Origin of the sequence: Scandinavium goeteborgense (genome assembly GCF_003935895.2) — a bacterium.
In the GTDB taxonomy this organism is placed as follows: Bacteria; Pseudomonadota; Gammaproteobacteria; order Enterobacterales; family Enterobacteriaceae; genus Scandinavium; species Scandinavium goeteborgense.
This window is the reverse complement of sequence record NZ_CP054058.1, coordinates 3,154,339-3,172,875: the sequence shown is the minus strand read 5'-3', so window position 1 is coordinate 3,172,875 and position 18,537 is coordinate 3,154,339. Positions and strand designations below refer to the sequence as shown.

Below are 18,537 nucleotides of genomic sequence, written 5' to 3'. Positions count from 1 at the left end.
CGGTCCATTGGGGAATACTTCAATTCCTACCCAGGAGCACTGATGGTCTGCTTATTTTCCCCAAGCGTCAAAGTGATACCTCTGGACGGAATCCTAAAAAATGACCGAATGACGTCCAGGCCGCCTTGTGCGGCCTTTTTCGTTTTCTGGCGTCTACACTTATCGTATATGCCTGAAAGGAGTGGTTATGAGTGAGAAAATCCCGGTAGGCATCAGCGCCTGTTTGCTCGGCGAACCCGTTCGTTTTGATGGCGGTCATAAACGCCTGACGTTTGCAGTAGAGGACCTCAGCCCACTGGTTGCGTTTGAGCCCGTCTGCCCGGAAATGGCTATTGGCTTACCGGTGCCAAGACCCGCGCTGCGGCTGATGAAAGACCAACAGGGCAGCACGAATTTGCTTTTTAGCGATGGGCGCGACGGCAATTTAACCCAGGCGATGCGTGATTTTACCCGTCAGCGGATTACCCGTTTCGAAAAGCTGTGCGGCTATATCGTCTGTGCTAAATCGCCAAGCTGCGGCATGGAGCGCGTGCGGGTTTACGAGGCCGACGGTCAATACAGTCGCAAATCCGGACGCGGTATTTACACCCAGATCCTGATGGAAACCTTCCCCTGGTTGCCGGTGGAAGAAGACGGGCGATTACAGGACGCAGTGCTTCGCGAGAACTTCGTCGAGCGTATTTATGCCCTGCATGAGCTGCACGCGATTCGTGAGCGGGGCCTGAATCGCGGCGAGTTGATGGCGTTTCACAGCCGTTACAAGCTGTTATTGCTGGCGCATTCTCAACCGCTTTACCGTGAACTTGGGCGCTTTGTGGCGGCGATGGCGGAGTGGACATCGCTGGACGACTACTTTGTCGAATATCGCCAGCGCCTGATGACGCTGATGTCGCATCCGGCAACGCGCCGCAATCACACCAACGTTTTGATGCACGTGCAGGGATATTTTCGTAAACAGCTTAATAGCCGTCAGCGTCAGGAGCTGGCAGATCTTATCGATCGCTATCGGCAGGGCACGCAGCCACTGCTTGCACCGGTCACGCTGTTAAAACACTATATGGCTGAATTTCCTGATGCTTATCTGGCCGGGCAGCGCTATTTCGACCCTTGGCCGGAAGCCTTACGTTTACGTTACGGACATTAACCGGAGAGTTATGACCACCCATCTGGTCTGGTTTCGCACCGATTTACGCCTGCACGACAATCTGGCGCTGGCCGCCGCCTGTCGCGATCGCCAGGCGAAGGTGATTGCGCTGTTTATTGCCACACCGCAGCAGTGGCAGCAGCATCTTATGGCGCCACGGCAGGCGGCATTTTTGCAGGCCCAGCTAAACGCGTTGCAAACGCAGTTGGCGCAAAAAGGCATTCCTTTGCTGTTTCGCGAAGTGGCAGATTTCGCGGCGTCGGTAGAGGTAGTAAAAAATGTCTGCGATGCGCACCACGTCGATCGGCTTTTCTATAACTATCAATATGAAATTAACGAGCGTCAGCGCGACAGTCGCGTGGAAAAAACGTTGGATACGGTGACGAGTCAGGGTTTTGACGACAGCGTGATGCTGGCACCCGGCAGCGTAATGACCGGCAATCATCAGATGTATAAGGTTTTTACGCCGTTTAAAAATGCGTATCTGCGACGGCTAAAAGAAGGGCTGCCGGAATGCGTTCAGGCTCCGGGTCAGCGTGAGAGTGGGGCGTGTGAAACGCCTGAGATTGCCCTCAATCTTCCTCAGGAGCCCTTTGATACCGCGCTGTTCCCGGCGGATGAGAAAACCGCCATCAACAGGCTGCGCCACTTCTGCCAACAGCAGGCCGCGGAATACGAAGAGAAGCGAGATTTTCCGGCGATTGAAGGCACCAGTCGGTTATCGGCGTGCCTCACGTTGGGCGTGCTGTCTCCGCGCCAGTGTCTGCATCGGCTTCTCGCGGAATGTCCACAAGCGTTAGACGGCGGCCCCGGCTCGGTCTGGTTAAATGAACTCATCTGGCGTGAATTTTACCGCCATCTGATGACCTATCACCCTGAGTTATGCCGCTATAAACCGTTTATCGCCTGGACTGATAAGGTCGCGTGGAACTACGATCGTGCGGCGTTGACCGCATGGCAACAGGGCGAAACGGGCTACCCGATCGTTGATGCGGCGATGCGTCAGCTCAATGAAACAGGCTGGATGCACAACCGCCTGCGGATGATTGTCGCCAGCTTCCTGGTGAAGGATTTGCTGATTGACTGGCGGGAAGGTGAGCGTTACTTCATGTCGCAACTGGTAGACGGTGACTTAGCGGCCAATAACGGCGGCTGGCAGTGGGCGGCCTCAACGGGGACCGATGCCGCACCGTATTTCCGCATCTTTAATCCGACCACCCAGGGCGAACGGTTTGATAAAGAAGGCGTGTTTATTCGTCACTGGCTACCGGAATTGAATACGGTGCCGGAGAAAGCGATTCACGAACCGTGGCTGTGGGCGGAAAAAGAGGGGATAACGCTAGAATATCCGCGCCCGATTGTGAATCACAAACAGGCGCGGATAGAGACGCTGGCGGCGTATGAAGCCGCCCGTAAAGCTTAAGACTCCAGTGCCAGACGGCGTGATCTGACTTTCATCGCGTGGCCCAGCCAGATGACCAGCACCACGGCCACACAGGCCAGTGAACCCCAGGTAATCTGGCTGAACACGTCGATGTAAGCATTAATGGAGTAGTTAATGGCCCCCGCCGCATCAAAGGCGCTTTGTGACGTCTGATCGGCAATCACGCCTGCGACGTAGTTGGCGATGGCGCCGGAAAGCAGCATATAGATACCGGTCAGCACGCCAGTCACGCCTGGGATTTCAATACGCGTGATTTGCGCCATCGCGACCGGGTCGATAAACAGTTCGGCAAAGCCCATTACCGCCATTCCCAGAACCATCAGCGGCATCGATGAATGGCCGTAGGTTGCAGACCAGCGTGCGCTCAGGGTCAGAATGCAGAAACCTGCGCTCATCAGCCCAAGGCCCAGGGCGTATTTACCCCAGATGCGCACCGCGCGGTTACCTGTCACCGATTCTTTTACCACCCAGGCGAGGAACACGCCGCACATCATCACGGCAAAACCGTTGACCGACTGGAACATCGCCGTCGGCACTTCATAGCCAAGAACATCGCGGTTCACGAAACGGTCGATATACAGGCTGATGGAGCTGCCGCCCTGCTGGGCGAAGGCCCAGAACAGCAAGCTGAAGAAGGTCAGGACCACAATGAGCCCAAGTTCTTTGCGTTGCTTCTGGTTCTCTGCTTTTTTGTAGATTTGCGCGAGCATCGCCAGGCCGATGACGGTGGCGACGATCAGGGCATACAGTGACCACTCTTTCCAGAACAGTACGGCAATGACAATCGGTGACACCACCAGCAGCGCCAGCAGCCAGCCCCAGACCGGAACGGCGAGTTTCTTGCTGCACAGCACGGCTTTGTTCACGCCGACGGTGTGGCTGAAGTGGCGGTTTCCGCAGAGGAAAATCACCAGGCCCGCGAGCATACCGATGGCGGCCAGCGCGAAGCCCATCGCCCAGCTGTATTCTTGCTGGACGTAACCGCAGGCGATTGGCGCGATGATCGAACCGACGTTACCTGCGGCGTAAAGCAGGGAGAAACCGCCGTCGCGGCGCGGGTCGGTCGGTTCGTACAGCTCGCCGAGCAGGCAGCTCACATTCGATTTAAACAGGCCATAGCCGCAAACGATAATCGCCAATGCCAGATAAAGGAACATCGATGACATTTCGCTGGCGCCGAGCACCAGGTGGCCGACAGCCATTAAAAAGGCGCCGATCATCACCGCCATACGGTTGCCAAGCACTTTATCCGCCAGCCAGCCACCGAGGATGGGCGTGACATAGACCAGAGAGCAGTAGGCGCTGAACAGCGCATAAGCGTGGTTATCGTTGTATTTCAGTTGGTTGGTGAGATACAGGATCAGCAGCGCGCGCATCCCATAAAAGCTAAAATATTCCCAAATCTGCAGTGCGACCACGTAATAGATAGCGCGTGGTTGTGACGATGGTGTCTTCATGTTGCTCTCAGCCTTGCCAGAAGTGCAGAAGATAAACATTCCGCATTATTCGTTTCTTATATGCTTTCCATGTGCCTTGAGCGCAAAAGCTCAATTTATATGCTGTCCTAATGCATAAATATACATTAACGTGCTGCGTGACGTTAAGCGTTTTTTGCGCTAATCAAATGACCGGATTTTTGCCTGGCGTTGCGGGGGTATCGACGTGAAGCCGCCGGGCGGCTATGGTATCCAACAGTATTGAGGGAAAGTCTGGAGTGACGATGAAAAACAGTGAACTGGAACAACTGATTAATGAGAAACTCAACAGCGCAGCCATCAGCGATTACGCGCCAAATGGGCTGCAGGTTGAGGGGCGGGAAGAGATCCGCAAAATCGTCACTGGCGTGACCGCAAGCCAGGCGCTGCTGGATGAAGCCGTGCGTCTGGAAGCCGATGCCGTCATCGTGCATCACGGCTATTTCTGGAAAGGGGAGTCGCCGGTGATCCGCGGCATGAAGCGCAACCGGCTGAAAACGTTGCTGGCCAATGATATCAACCTTTACGGCTGGCATTTGCCGCTGGATGCGCACCCTGAGCTTGGCAATAATGCCCAGTTAGCCGCACTCCTCGGCATCAATATCAAAGGCGAAATTGAACCGCTGGTGCCGTGGGGCGAGCTGTCGATGGCTGTTTCCGGGCTTGAACTGGCATCGTGGATTGAAACCCGCATTGGCCGAACGCCACTGTGGAGTGGTGACACCGGACCGGACAAAATATCGCGCGTAGCGTGGTGCACCGGCGGCGGTCAGAACTTTATCGACAGCGCGGCACGTTTTGGCGTAGATGCCTTTATTACCGGCGAAGTGTCGGAGCAAACCATTCATTCCGCCCGCGAGCAGGGCCTGCATTTTTATGCCGCCGGTCATCACGCGACCGAACGCGGTGGCATTCGCGCGTTAAGCGAATGGCTGACTGAAAATACCGATCTGGATGTCACCTTTATCGACATCCCTAACCCGGCCTGATGAGAGAGGACGAAATTGCAGCGAGCGCGTTGTTACCTGTTGGGCGAAACGGCAGTCGTTCTGGAACTTGAACCGCCTGTGACGCTGGAGAGCCAGAAACGTATCTGGCGTCTGACCCAGCGTTTACCTGAGTACCCGGAAGTGCTCGAAGCCATTCCCGGGATGAATAACATAACCGTTATCCTGCGTAATCCGCAGTCGCGGGCGCTGGATGCCATCGAGCGTCTTCAGCGCTGGTGGGAAGAGAGCGAAGTGCTGGAGCCGGATTCCCGCCAGATTGAGATCCCGGTCGTTTATGGCGGGGAACTGGGGCCGGATTTACCGCTGGTGGCCGAGCATTGTGGCCTGACACCGCAGCAGGTCGTGGAGCTTCACTCATCGCAGGATTATGTGGTGTGGTTTTTAGGCTTCCAGCCGGGCTTTGCTTATCTTGGCGGACTGTCGCCGAAACTGGCGATGCCGCGTCGGGCAGAACCGCGTGTGCAGGTGCCCGCGGGCTCCGTCGGGATTGGCGGCCAGCATACCGGCATTTACCCCCTGGCAACGCCGGGCGGCTGGCAGCTGATTGGGCATACGTCTCAGGCGATGTTTGATTCACGCCTGGCGGAACCGGTTCTACTCAGGCCAGGAGACACGGTGCGCTTTGTGCCGCAAAAGGAGGGCGTATGCTGAAAATTATACGTTCAGGCCTCTACACTTCGGTGCAGGACGGCGGGCGTTATGGCCTGCGTCAGTCCGGCGTCAGTCGCTGCGGCGCGCTGGATAAACCGGCGCTGATGACCGCCAATTTGCTGGTGGGCAATGATCCGAGCGCGGCAGCACTCGAAATCACATTGGGCCAATTGACGGCTCAGTTTGAACGCGATGGCTGGTTTGCGCTCACGGGCGCAGGGTGCGAAGCGACGCTCGACGACAAACCCGTTTGGGCTGGGTGGAGACTGCAGGTGAAGGCCGGGCAAACGCTGGTCATGAAGCGACCTTTGCACGGCATTCGCAGCTATCTGGCGATTTCCGGCGGCATCGATGTGCCAAAAGTGCTGGGTTCGTACAGTACCGATCTTAACGTCGGGATTGGCGGGCTGGAAGGACGCCGACTTCAGGATGGTGACACCCTGAAATTGCTGCCTGCTACGCGCACATTTAACGGTCCACAGGGCGTGAAACAACTGCTGCGCGGGAATCGGATCCGTGCGCTGCCGGGGCCGGAATATCATGAATTTGATACCGCCTCGCAGGAGAACTTCTGGCGTGCGCCTTGGCAGCTCAGTCCGCAAAGTAACCGCATGGGTTATCGTCTACAGGGGCAGCCGTTGATACGTACTACCGATCGCGAGCTGTTGTCGCACGGCCTGCTGCCGGGCGTGGTGCAGGTGCCGCACAATGGCCAGCCGATTGTGCTGATGAACGATGCGCAAACAACCGGCGGTTATCCGCGTATTGCCTGCATTATCGAAGCCGATATGTACCAACTGGCGCAAATTCCACTGGGGCAGCCGATGCACTTCGTGCCGTGCACGCTGGAAGAGGCGTTGAAAGCGCGAGACGATCAGCATCGCTATTTCGAACAGCTGGCCTGGCGTCTCAATGCAGAATAGTAAGAACGCGTGAAACCTGAAGGACAAAAGCAAAACGGTAACCCGAAGGTTACCGTTTTTTATTGCACCGCACCCAACGTCAATTATTTATTCTTAACGTCCGAGCTGAACTCGCGTTTGTCGTAGCCGGTGTAAAGCTGGCGTGGACGGGCAATCTTCATGCCTTCGCTGTGCATTTCGCTCCAGTGTGCAATCCAGCCAACGGTACGGGCCATGGCGAAGATGACGGTAAACATGGAGGACGGAATGCCCATCGCTTTGAGGATGATGCCGGAGTAGAAGTCCACGTTCGGGTAGAGTTTCTTCTCAATGAAGTACGGGTCGTTCAGCGCGATGTGCTCAAGCTCCATCGCCACCTGCAGCAGGTCGTCTTTGGTGCCCAGTTCTTTCAGCACTTCGTGGCAGGTTTCACGCATCACGGTGGCACGCGGGTCATAGTTTTTGTAAACACGGTGACCGAAGCCCATCAGACGGAACGAATCGTTCTTGTCTTTGGCGCGACGCACGAATTCCGGAATGTGCTCAACAGAGCTGATTTCTTCCAGCATTTTCAGTGCGGCTTCGTTGGCGCCGCCGTGTGCTGGTCCCCACAGGGACGCGATGCCCGCAGCGATACAGGCGAACGGGTTCGCACCGGACGAGCCCGCGGTACGGACGGTAGACGTCGAGGCGTTCTGCTCGTGATCGGCATGCAGAATCAGAATACGGTCCATCGCGCGTTCCAGAACCGGGTTCACCACGTACTCTTCACACGGCGTGGAGAACATCATGTTGAGGAAGTTGCCGGCGTAGGAGAGATCGTTGCGCGGGTAGACGAACGGCTGACCGATGGAATATTTGTAGCTCATCGCGGCCATGGTCGGCATTTTCGACAGCAGACGGAAGGCAGCGATTTCGCGGTGACGCGGGTTATTTACATCCATGGAGTCGTGATAAAACGCCGCCAGTGCGCCGGTCACACCGCACATGACCGCCATCGGATGCGAGTCACGACGGAAGCCGTGGAACAGACGGGTAATCTGCTCGTGGATCATGGTGTGACGGGTCACGGTGGTTTTGAATTCTTCGTACTGCGCCTGGGTCGGTTTTTCACCGTTCAGCAGGATGTAGCAGACTTCGAGGTAGTTAGACTGTGTTGCGAGCTCATCGATAGGAAAACCGCGATGCAGAAGGATGCCTTCATCACCATCGATAAACGTGATTTTTGATTCGCAGGATGCGGTGGAGGTAAAACCGGGGTCAAAAGTGAACATCCCTTTTGAGCCGAGGGTACGGATATCAATAACGTCTTCGCCGAGTGTGCCTTTTAGCACATCCAGTTCAATAGCAGCTTCACCGTTGAGAGTGAGCTTTGCCTTTGTATCAGCCATTTACGGTCTCCTTAGCGCCTTATTACATAAGACTGCCGGATGCCGGATTCGCTTTCAGGGGGAATTTCGACGTTACCAGTTTGTTATTCGGCTCACCGCTCAGCTCGCGAGGGTAAACCAGGGTACAGAGCAAAGGGCGCCTTGGGGCATACGTTCAATCCACCGTGAAACAACAGCAAATCAGGGTTTTAGCAGTCCGATTATTCAAACCTGTCTATCACTATTAACTTTCCTGATTACATCGGTCAATACTTTCTCACCATTTCATAACTATTTGTCAGGAGAAAGAGTGACCCCATAACTTTTACGCATTATATGCCTTTCTAAGTGATGGTTGTAACAATAATGTTTAATATTTGTCAAATCAGGTGAGTAAAAATTAAAATAATGTTGTTATCGTGACCCTGATCACTGTTCCGCATAAAACCCGACAAACTATATGTAGGTTAATTGTAATGATTTTGTGAACGGCCTATACTGCCGCCAGGTCTCCGGAAACCCCTGCAATCCCGAGCCACCCAGCGTTGTAATGTGCCGTTTTAGCTCTTTCATATGGAGTTTTTACATGACGCGCAGTTATAGAAAGGACGCTGTCTGACCCGCACGCAGACCGGAGGAAGGAAATCCCATAGTCTTTCACGCTACAGGTGTGTTGGCTGCGCCCGCTCACCCCGGTCACATAGTTCTCTATGCTCCCGGGCTTCCCGGACTTGCCGCCTTCCTGTAACGCGAAATCCAAGGGAATAATAAGAACAGCATGTGGGCGCTATTCATGATAAGAAATGTGAAAAAACAAAGACCTGTCAATCTGGATCTCAAAACGATCCGATTTCCTGTAACGGCGATAGCGTCCATCCTCCACCGCGTTTCTGGCGTGATTACATTTGTGGCGGTTGGCATTCTGTTGTGGTTACTCGGCACCAGTCTCTCCTCTCCTGAAGGCTTCCAGGTCGCGAGCTCCATCATGAGCGGCTTCTTCGTCAAATTCATCCTCTGGGGCATTCTGACCGCACTGGCGTATCACGCCGTGGTGGGCATTCGTCATTTGATGATGGACTTTGGCTATCTGGAAGAAACCTTCGAAGTCGGTGTACGGTCTGCCAAGATTTCTTTTGTTATTACTGTCGTGCTTTCACTTCTCGCAGGAGTCCTCGTATGGTAAGCAACGCCTCAGCACTAGGACGCAACGGCGTACATGACTTCATCCTCGTACGTGCCACCGCGATCGTTCTGACTCTGTACATTATCTACATGGTTGGTTTCTTCGCGACCCACGGCTCGCTCACCTGGGAAGTCTGGACGGGTTTCTTCTCTTCCGCTTTCACCAAAGTCTTCACCCTGCTGGCTCTGTTTTCTATCTTGATTCATGCCTGGATTGGCATGTGGCAGGTGTTGACCGACTACGTTAAACCGCTGGCGATTCGCCTGCCTCTGCAACTGGCTATCGTCGTTGCACTGGTGGTTTACGTGATTTATGGATTTGTTGTGGTGTGGGGTGTGTAATGAAACTGCCAGTCAGAGAATTTGATGCTGTTGTAATCGGAGCAGGTGGTGCAGGCATGCGTGCCGCACTGCAAATTTCCCAGAGCGGCCAGACCTGTGCGCTGCTCTCTAAAGTCTTCCCGACCCGTTCCCATACCGTGTCAGCGCAGGGTGGTATCACCGTCGCGCTCGGTAACACCCATGAAGATAACTGGGAATGGCACATGTATGACACCGTAAAAGGGTCAGACTACATCGGTGACCAGGACGCTATCGAATATATGTGTAAAACCGGCCCGGAAGCGATTCTGGAGCTGGAACATATGGGTCTGCCATTCTCCCGTCTGGATGATGGCACTATTTATCAACGTCCGTTTGGCGGCCAGTCGAAAAACTTCGGCGGCGAGCAGGCGGCACGTACCGCAGCGGCGGCTGACCGTACCGGTCACGCGCTGTTGCACACGCTGTATCAGCAGAACCTGAAAAACAAAACCACCATTTTCTCCGAGTGGTATGCGCTGGATCTGGTGAAAAACCAGGATGGTGCGGTGGTCGGTTGTACCGCACTGTGCATCGAAACCGGTGAAGTCGTGTACTTCAAAGCCAATGCCACCGTGCTGGCGACCGGCGGTGCAGGCCGTATTTATCAGTCCACAACCAATGCGCACATCAACACCGGTGACGGCGTTGGGATGGCAATCCGCGCCGGTGTTCCGGTGCAGGATATGGAAATGTGGCAGTTCCACCCAACCGGTATCGCCGGTGCGGGCGTGCTGGTGACCGAAGGTTGCCGTGGTGAAGGCGGTTATCTGCTGAACAAACACGGCGAGCGTTTCATGGAGCGCTATGCGCCGAACGCGAAAGACCTGGCGGGTCGTGACGTGGTGGCACGTTCCATCATGATCGAAATCCGTGAAGGTCGCGGCTGCGAAGGCCCGTGGGGTCCGCATGCCAAACTAAAACTCGATCACCTTGGCAAAGACGTGCTCGAATCCCGTCTGCCGGGCATCCTCGAACTGTCCCGTACCTTTGCACACGTCGACCCGATTAAAGAACCGATCCCGGTTATCCCAACCTGCCACTACATGATGGGCGGTATTCCGACCAAAGTGACCGGCCAGGCGCTGACCGTGAACGAGAAGGGCGAAGATGTTGTGATCCCGGGCCTGTTCGCGGTGGGCGAAATCGCTTGTGTCTCCGTACACGGTGCCAACCGTCTGGGCGGCAACTCGCTGCTGGACCTGGTGGTATTTGGTCGTGCTGCTGGCCTGCATCTGCAAGAATCCATTGCCGAGCAGGGCGCGCTGCGTGACGCAAACGAATCTGACATTGACGCTTCTCTGGAACGTCTCAACCGCTGGAACAACACCCGTAGCGGTGAAGATCCGGTGGAAATCCGTAAAGCACTGCAGGAATGTATGCAGCACAACTTCTCGGTATTCCGTGAAGGTGATGCGATGGCAAAAGGTCTGGAACAGCTGAAAGTGATCCGCGAGCGCCTGAAAAACGCCCGTCTGGATGACACCTCCAGCGAATTCAACACCCAGCGCGTTGAGTGTCTGGAGTTGGATAACCTGATGGAAACGGCCTTCGCCACTGCGGTATCGGCAAACTTCCGTACTGAAAGCCGTGGCGCACACAGCCGCTTCGACTTCCCGGAACGCGATGACGCAAACTGGCTCTGCCACTCCCTGTACCAGCCGCAGTCGGAATCCATGACCCGTCGTGAAGTGAACATGGAACCGAAACTGCGTCCGGCATTCCCGCCGAAAGTGCGTACCTACTAATTGCGGAGACAGGAAAATGAGACTCGAGTTTTCAGTTTATCGTTATAACCCGGATATCGACGACGCTCCGCGCATGCAGGAATACACCCTCGAAGCGGAAGAAGGGCGCGACATGATGCTGCTGGATGCGTTAATCCAGCTCAAAGAACAGGACCCGACGCTGTCGTTCCGTCGTTCGTGCCGTGAAGGGGTGTGTGGCTCCGATGGCGTGAACATGAACGGCAAAAACGGTCTGGCGTGTGTTACCCCCATTTCCGCTTTGCAGCGTGCAGGGCAGAAGATTGTGATTCGCCCTCTGCCGGGTTTACCGGTGGTTCGCGATTTGGTGGTAGACATGGGGCAGTTCTATGCTCAATATGAGAAGATTAAGCCTTACTTGTTGAATAATGGGCAGAATCCACCCGCTCGCGAACATTTACAGTCGCCTGAGCAGCGTGAAAAACTGGACGGTCTGTACGAGTGTATTCTTTGTGCATGTTGTTCCACATCTTGCCCGTCATTCTGGTGGAATCCGGATAAGTTCGTCGGCCCAGCCGGTCTGCTGGCAGCATATCGCTTCCTGATCGACAGCCGTGATACCGAAACCGACAGCCGCCTTGAAGGCTTAAGTGACGCTTTCAGCGTATTCCGCTGCCATAGCATCATGAACTGCGTCAGTGTATGTCCGAAAGGTCTTAACCCGACGCGCGCTATCGGCCATATTAAGTCGATGCTGCTGCAACGCAGTGCGTAAGTAACAACGCCTGATGGCGCTACGCTAATCAGGCCTACGTGAGAGTAGGCCCAGTCAGCGCAGCGCCACCGGGAAAACGGAATTGCAGGAAACCTCTAAAAACTGCCGTATTTGGCATCTATAACCGAGATTTCAGCGCAACGCAGTTGCAGCCTGAACAGCGACGGTTAGAGGGCGGTTTTTAAAGGTTCCTTCGCGGGCCCGCATAGAAGAGCTCGCAAGTGAACCCCGGCACGTACACCTTGTACCGGTATACGTGGTAGTTTCTACGGCGAAAGTAAGCATAAAAATGCTTAAGGGATCACGATGCAGAACGGCGCAATGAAAGCCTGGCTGGACTCTTCTTACCTCTCTGGCTCTAACCAGAGCTGGATAGAACAGCTCTATGAAGACTTCTTAACCGATCCTGACTCTGTCGACGCCAACTGGCGTTCAATGTTCCAGCAGTTACCTGGTACCGGAGTCAAACCGGATCAATTTCATTCTACTACGCGTGATTATTTCCGTCGTCTGGCGAAGGATGCCTCACGTTACTCTTCCTCGATTTCTGACCCTGACTCCAATGTGAAGCAGGTTAAAGTCCTGCAGCTGATCAACGCGTATCGTTTCCGTGGTCATCAGGACGCTAATCTCGATCCGTTAGGATTGTGGAAACAAGAGCGGGTGTCTGATTTAGACCCGGCTTTCCATGACCTGACCGAGGCAGATTTCCAGGACAGCTATAACGTAGGCTCGTTTGCTATCGGTAAAGAGACGATGAAGCTGGGCGAACTGATCGCTGCCCTGAAGCAGACTTACTGCGGCTCCATCGGCGCGGAATATATGCATATTACGTCCACTGAAGAGAAACGCTGGATCCAGCAGCGTATCGAATCGGTGGTCGGTCACGCGACCTTTAGCGCGGACGAGAAAAAACGCTTCCTGACAGAATTGACCGCGGCCGAAGGCCTTGAACGTTACCTGGGCGCGAAATTCCCGGGTGCGAAACGCTTCTCGCTGGAAGGCGGCGACGCGCTGGTGCCTATGCTCAAAGAGCTTATCCGCCACGCGGGTAAAAGCGGCACCCGCGAAGTGGTGCTGGGTATGGCGCACCGCGGCCGTCTGAACGTTCTGATCAACGTGCTCGGTAAAAAGCCGCAGGACCTGTTCGACGAATTCGCCGGGAAGCATAAAGAACACCTCGGCACCGGTGACGTGAAGTACCACATGGGCTTCTCGTCTGATATCGAAACCGAAGGTGGCCTGGTACACTTAGCGCTGGCGTTCAACCCGTCGCACCTTGAAATCGTGAGCCCGGTCGTTATCGGCTCCGTACGTGCGCGTCTGGATCGTCTGGAAGAGCCAAGCAGCAACAAAGTACTGCCGATTACCATTCACGGTGATGCGGCGGTTGCCGGGCAGGGCGTGGTTCAGGAAACCCTGAACATGTCTAAAGCGCGGGGTTACGAAGTGGGCGGTACCGTGCGTATCGTCATCAACAACCAGGTCGGCTTTACCACGTCCAACCCGTTGGATGCGCGTTCCACACCGTACTGTACCGATATCGGTAAAATGGTGATGGCGCCGATTTTCCACGTGAACGCGGATGACCCGGAAGCGGTGGCGTTTGTTACCCGTCTGGCGCTCGATTTCCGTAACACCTTCAAACGCGATGTGTTCATCGATCTGGTTTGCTATCGCCGTCACGGCCATAACGAAGCCGACGAGCCGAGCGCAACTCAGCCGCTGATGTACCAGAAAATCAAAAAGCATCCGACCCCACGTAAAATCTACGCTGACAAGCTGGAAGGCGACAGCGTTGCCACGCTGGAAGATGCGACTGAGATGGTCAACCTTTACCGCGACGCGCTGGATGCAGGTGAATGCGTGGTGAAAGAGTGGCGTCCGATGAACATGCACTCCTTTACCTGGTCGCCGTACCTCAACCACGAGTGGGATGAGAGCTACCCGAATAAGGTCGACATGAAGCGTTTGCAGGAGCTGGCAAAACGCATCAGCACTGTGCCGGACGCTGTTGAAATGCAGTCTCGCGTAGCGAAAATCTATGGCGATCGTCAGTCCATGGCCGCAGGTGAGAAAATGTTCGACTGGGGCGGCGCAGAAAACCTGGCGTACGCCACGCTGGTAGATGAAGGCATTCCTGTGCGTCTGTCCGGTGAAGACTCCGGTCGCGGCACCTTCTTCCACCGTCACGCGGTTATTCACAACCAGACCAACGGTTCCACATACACTCCGCTGCAACACGTGCATAACAGTCAGGGCCAGTTCAAGGTCTGGGACTCCGTGTTGTCTGAAGAAGCGGTGCTGGCATTCGAATACGGCTACGCCACCGCAGAGCCGCGCATCCTGACTATCTGGGAAGCGCAGTTTGGTGACTTCGCCAACGGTGCGCAGGTGGTTATCGACCAGTTCATCAGCTCCGGCGAACAGAAATGGGGCCGTATGTGTGGCCTGACCATGCTGCTGCCGCACGGCTACGAAGGGCAGGGTCCGGAGCACTCCTCCGCGCGTCTGGAACGCTATCTGCAGCTGTGTGCTGAACAGAATATGCAGGTTTGTGTGCCGTCTACTCCGGCTCAGGTATATCACATGCTGCGTCGTCAGGCGCTGCGCGGGATGCGCCGTCCGCTGGTGGTGATGTCACCGAAATCTCTGCTGCGCCACCCGCTGGCAGTCTCCTCCCTCGAAGAACTGGCCAACGGCACCTTTATGCCGGCGATTGGCGAAGTGGACGAGCTGGATCCTTCAGGCGTGAAACGTGTGGTGATGTGCTCTGGTAAGGTTTACTACGACCTGCTGGAACAGCGTCGCAAGAACGATCAAAAAGATGTCGCCATCGTGCGTATCGAACAGCTGTATCCATTCCCGCATCAGGCGATGCAGGATGTGCTGAAAGCTTATGCTCACGTGCATGATTTTGTCTGGTGCCAGGAAGAGCCGCTCAACCAGGGCGCCTGGTACTGCAGCCAGCATCACTTACGTGAAGTGATTCCATTTGGGTCAGCCCTGCGTTATGCAGGTCGCCCGGCCTCCGCCTCTCCGGCGGTAGGATATATGTCCGTTCACCAGAAGCAGCAACAAGATCTGGTCAATGACGCGCTGAACGTCGATTAATTAAAGGATACAAAATGAGTAGCGTAGATATTCTTGTTCCCGACCTGCCGGAATCTGTAGCCGATGCAACGGTTGCTACCTGGCACAAGAAGCCAGGCGATGCGGTAGTCCGCGATGAAGTTCTGGTAGAAATCGAAACTGACAAAGTGGTACTGGAAGTACCGGCGTCGGCCGACGGCATTCTGGATGCAGTTCTGGAAGATGAAGGCACGACCGTGACTTCTCGTCAGATCCTCGGTCGCCTGCGTGAAGGCAACAGCGCTGGCAAAGCGTCTAGCGCGAAATCTGAAGCCAAAGATTCTACTCCGGCCCAGCGGCAGCAGGCTTCTTTGGAAGAACAGAGTAATGACGCACTGAGCCCGGCGATCCGTCGTCTGCTGGCTGAGCACAACCTCGACGCCAGCGCTATCAAAGGCACCGGTGTGGGCGGTCGTCTGACGCGTGAAGACGTTGAAAAACATCTGGCAAAAGCGCCGGCTAAATCTGAAGCGAAAGCGCCAGAAGCCGCACCAGCCGCCGCTGCTCCGGCTCCGCTGGCAGGCCGCTCTGAGAAACGTGTTCCAATGACCCGCCTGCGCAAACGCGTGGCTGAGCGTCTGCTGGAAGCGAAAAACTCAACCGCCATGCTGACGACCTTCAACGAAGTCAACATGAAGCCAATCATGGACCTGCGTAAGCAGTACGGCGACGCGTTTGAAAAACGTCACGGTATCCGTCTGGGCTTCATGTCCTTCTACGTGAAAGCCGTGGTTGAAGCGCTGAAACGCTACCCGGAAGTGAACGCGTCTATCGATGGCGAAGACGTGGTTTACCACAACTACTTCGACGTCAGCATGGCCGTTTCCACGCCACGTGGCCTGGTCACGCCGGTTCTGCGTGACGTTGACGCACTCGGCATGGCTGACATCGAGAAGAACATCAAAACGCTGGCACTGAAAGGCCGTGATGGCAAGCTGACGGTAGAAGATTTGACCGGCGGTAACTTTACCATTACCAACGGCGGCGTCTTCGGTTCCCTGATGTCTACGCCAATCATCAACCCACCGCAGAGCGCGATCCTTGGCATGCACGCCATTAAAGATCGTCCGATGGCGGTTGATGGCAAAGTTGAAATTCTGCCAATGATGTACCTGGCACTGTCCTACGATCATCGTCTGATCGATGGTCGCGAGTCCGTGGGCTTCCTCGTAGCCATCAAAGAGCTGCTGGAAGATCCGACTCGTCTGCTGCTGGACGTGTAGTAAGCCCTGTATCACCTGTCCTCCGGGCCGGATGCGGCCTGGAGGTAAAATGATAATGATTTTCTAAAGTGGATAGAACGCATGAACTTACATGAATACCAGGCCAAACAGCTGTTTGCCCGCTACGGTTTACCTGCGCCAGTAGGCTACGCCTGCTCAACACCGCGTGAAGCTGAAGAAGCGGCTTCTAAAATCGGCGCGGGCCCTTGGGTCGTGAAATGCCAGGTACACGCTGGCGGCCGCGGTAAAGCGGGTGGCGTTAAAGTCGTTAACAGCAAAGAAGACATTCGCGCTTTCGCTGAGCATTGGCTCGGCAAACGCCTGGTAACCTATCAAACAGATGCGAATGGTCAGCCGGTAAACCAGATTCTGGTTGAAGCAGCGACCGATATCGCGAAAGAACTCTATCTGGGCGCTGTGGTTGACCGTAGCTCCCGTCGCGTGGTGTTCATGGCGTCTACTGAAGGCGGCGTGGAAATTGAAAAAGTGGCGGAAGAAACCCCGCACCTGATCCACAAAGTGGCTATCGATCCGCTGGCAGGTCCAATGCCCTACCAGGGTCGTGAACTGGCGTTCAAACTGGGTCTGGAAGGCAAACTGGTTCAGCAGTTCACCAAGATCTTCATGGGTCTGGCGAACATCTTCCTGGATCGTGACCTGGCCCTGATCGAAATCAACCCGCTGGTGATCACCAAGCAGGGCGACCTGATTTGCCTCGACGGCAAGCTCGGCGCTGACGGCAATGCGCTGTTCCGCCAGCCGGATCTGCGTGAAATGCGCGACCAGTCTCAGGAAGATCCACGTGAAGCGCAGGCTGCACAGTGGGAACTGAACTACGTTGCACTCGACGGCAACATCGGTTGCATGGTTAACGGCGCAGGCCTGGCGATGGGTACCATGGACATCGTTAAGCTGCACGGCGGCGAACCGGCTAACTTCCTCGATGTGGGCGGCGGCGCAACCAAAGAACGCGTCACCGAAGCGTTCAAAATCATCCTCTCTGATGACAAGGTGAAAGCCGTACTGGTTAACATCTTCGGCGGGATCGTACGTTGCGACCTGATTGCTGACGGCATCATCGGTGCTGTTGAAGAAGTGGGCGTAAACGTGCCGGTTGTCGTACGTCTGGAAGGTAACAACGCTGAACTCGGTGCGAAAAAACTCGCCGACAGCGGTCTGAATATTATTGCAGCGAAAAGTCTGACGGATGCCGCTCAGCAGGTCGTTGCCGCAGTGGAGGGGAAATAATGTCCATTTTAATTGATAAAAACACCAAGGTTATCTGCCAGGGTTTCACCGGTAGCCAGGGGACTTTCCACTCTGAACAAGCGATCGCTTACGGCACCAACATGGTTGGCGGCGTAACGCCAGGCAAAGGCGGCACCACCCATCTGGATCTGCCGGTGTTCAACACCGTACGTGAAGCCGTAGAAGCAACGGGCGCAACTGCCTCCGTCATCTACGTTCCGGCTCCGTTCTGCAAAGACTCCATTCTGGAAGCTATCGACGCAGGCATTAAGCTCATCATCACCATCACCGAAGGCATCCCGACTCTGGATATGCTGACCGTGAAAGTGAAGCTGGATGAAGCGGGCGTGCGCATGATTGGCCCGAACTGCCCAGGCGTTATCACCCCAGGTCAGAGTAAAATCGGCATCATGCCAGGCCACATTCACAAGCCGGGTAAAGTGGGTATCGTTTCCCGTTCAGGCACCCTGACTTATGAAGCGGTTAAGCAGACCACCGATTACGGTTTCGGCCAGTCCACCTGTGTGGGCATCGGCGGTGACCCGATCCCTGGCTCTAACTTCATCGATATCCTGAAAATGTTCGAGGAAGATCCGCAGACCGAAGCGATCGTGATGATCGGTGAGATCGGCGGTAGCGCTGAAGAAGAAGCGGCTGCTTACATCAAAGAACACGTAACCAAACCGGTGGTTGGCTACATCGCGGGTGTGACTGCGCCGAAAGGCAAACGTATGGGCCACGCGGGCGCGATCATTGCCGGCGGGAAAGGGACTGCGGACGAGAAATTCGCAGCTCTGGAAGCGGCCGGTGTGAAAACCGTTCGCAGCCTGGCAGACATCGGCGAAGCGCTGAAAACCATCATCGCCTAATAATCCTCTCTGCTCCCCCTGCGGGGAGCTTTATATGTCCGTTTTC

General features: G+C 55.3%; 15 protein-coding genes. 13 read left to right on the top strand and 2 right to left on the bottom strand.

What is annotated here, in order from left to right:
• The first annotated feature begins 187 nt into the window (after nucleotides 1–187).
• Together A8O29_RS16110 and phrB are read left to right on the top strand one after the other, a co-directional pair.
• Nucleotides 188–1,144: a YbgA family protein gene (locus tag A8O29_RS16110; protein ID WP_125352627.1), complete on the top strand. Its 957-nt coding sequence runs from the start codon at nucleotides 188–190 to the stop codon at nucleotides 1,142–1,144.
• A 10-nt stretch (nucleotides 1,145–1,154) separates the two neighbouring features.
• Entirely contained in the window at nucleotides 1,155–2,567 is a 1,413-nt protein-coding gene (gene phrB / locus A8O29_RS16105) for a deoxyribodipyrimidine photo-lyase (protein WP_125352629.1), read from the top strand.
• On the opposite strand, the gene dtpD is transcribed toward phrB, so the two are convergent.
• Nucleotides 2,564–4,045, bottom strand: coding sequence for a dipeptide permease DtpD (gene dtpD / locus A8O29_RS16100; RefSeq protein WP_125352631.1), 1,482 nt, complete (start codon nucleotides 4,043–4,045; stop codon nucleotides 2,564–2,566). The two genes, phrB and dtpD, sit on opposite strands and share 4 nt — an antisense overlap.
• Nucleotides 4,046–4,308: 263 nt before the next feature.
• Here dtpD and A8O29_RS16095 point away from each other — a divergent pair, with 263 nt between their 5' ends.
• From A8O29_RS16095 to pxpC, 3 genes are read left to right on the top strand one after another with little or no spacing between them, the layout of a single operon-like run.
• On the top strand, nucleotides 4,309–5,052 hold the full coding sequence (locus A8O29_RS16095; RefSeq protein ID WP_110510099.1) for a type 2 GTP cyclohydrolase I: 744 nt from the start codon (nucleotides 4,309–4,311) through the stop codon (nucleotides 5,050–5,052).
• 15 nt (nucleotides 5,053–5,067) lie between these two features.
• Nucleotides 5,068–5,724 (top strand): 5-oxoprolinase subunit PxpB, encoded by a 657-nt coding sequence (gene pxpB, locus A8O29_RS16090; RefSeq protein WP_125352633.1) that lies wholly within the window; start codon nucleotides 5,068–5,070, stop codon nucleotides 5,722–5,724.
• On the top strand, nucleotides 5,718–6,647 hold the full coding sequence (pxpC, locus tag A8O29_RS16085) for a 5-oxoprolinase subunit PxpC (protein WP_174081370.1): 930 nt from the start codon (nucleotides 5,718–5,720) through the stop codon (nucleotides 6,645–6,647). The genes pxpB and pxpC overlap by 7 nt, the downstream gene beginning before the upstream one ends.
• Nucleotides 6,648–6,730: 83 nt before the next feature.
• Here pxpC and gltA read toward each other — a convergent pair whose 3' ends face one another.
• Nucleotides 6,731–8,017, bottom strand: a complete 1,287-nt coding sequence (gltA, locus tag A8O29_RS16080; RefSeq protein ID WP_125352637.1) for a citrate synthase — start codon at nucleotides 8,015–8,017, stop codon at nucleotides 6,731–6,733.
• 757 nt (nucleotides 8,018–8,774) lie between these two features.
• Between gltA and sdhC the strand changes: the two genes are divergently transcribed.
• The 8 genes from sdhC to sucD all read left to right on the top strand — a co-directional run bounded on the left by sdhC (nucleotide 8,775) and on the right by sucD (nucleotide 18,491).
• Nucleotides 8,775–9,179, top strand: a complete 405-nt coding sequence (gene sdhC / locus A8O29_RS16075) for a succinate dehydrogenase cytochrome b556 subunit (RefSeq protein WP_166665177.1) — start codon at nucleotides 8,775–8,777, stop codon at nucleotides 9,177–9,179.
• The gene (gene sdhD, locus A8O29_RS16070; RefSeq protein WP_110510095.1) at nucleotides 9,173–9,520 is read left to right on the top strand and encodes a succinate dehydrogenase membrane anchor subunit; all 348 of its coding nucleotides are present in this window, start codon (nucleotides 9,173–9,175) and stop codon (nucleotides 9,518–9,520) included. Before sdhC ends, sdhD begins: the two co-directional genes overlap by 7 nt.
• Complete coding sequence (sdhA, locus tag A8O29_RS16065) at nucleotides 9,520–11,286, top strand: succinate dehydrogenase flavoprotein subunit (protein WP_125352639.1); 1,767 nt, start codon at nucleotides 9,520–9,522, stop codon at nucleotides 11,284–11,286. Before sdhD ends, sdhA begins: the two co-directional genes overlap by 1 nt.
• 16 nt (nucleotides 11,287–11,302) lie before the next feature.
• On the top strand, nucleotides 11,303–12,019 hold the full coding sequence (locus A8O29_RS16060; protein ID WP_125352641.1) for a succinate dehydrogenase iron-sulfur subunit: 717 nt from the start codon (nucleotides 11,303–11,305) through the stop codon (nucleotides 12,017–12,019).
• 306 nt (nucleotides 12,020–12,325) lie between these two features.
• Complete coding sequence (sucA, locus tag A8O29_RS16055) at nucleotides 12,326–15,133, top strand: 2-oxoglutarate dehydrogenase E1 component (protein ID WP_125352643.1); 2,808 nt, start codon at nucleotides 12,326–12,328, stop codon at nucleotides 15,131–15,133.
• A 14-nt stretch (nucleotides 15,134–15,147) separates the two neighbouring features.
• Entirely contained in the window at nucleotides 15,148–16,374 is a 1,227-nt protein-coding gene (odhB, locus tag A8O29_RS16050; protein WP_110510091.1) for a 2-oxoglutarate dehydrogenase complex dihydrolipoyllysine-residue succinyltransferase, read from the top strand.
• Nucleotides 16,375–16,455: 81 nt separating this feature from the next.
• Nucleotides 16,456–17,622 (top strand): ADP-forming succinate--CoA ligase subunit beta, encoded by a 1,167-nt coding sequence (gene sucC, locus A8O29_RS16045; RefSeq protein ID WP_110510089.1) that lies wholly within the window; start codon nucleotides 16,456–16,458, stop codon nucleotides 17,620–17,622.
• Nucleotides 17,622–18,491 carry a succinate--CoA ligase subunit alpha gene (gene sucD / locus A8O29_RS16040; RefSeq protein WP_125352645.1) on the top strand — a complete coding sequence of 290 codons (870 nt, stop codon included), beginning with the start codon at nucleotides 17,622–17,624 and terminating at the stop codon, nucleotides 18,489–18,491. Before sucC ends, sucD begins: the two co-directional genes overlap by 1 nt.
• The last annotated feature ends 46 nt before the right edge of the window (nucleotides 18,492–18,537 follow it).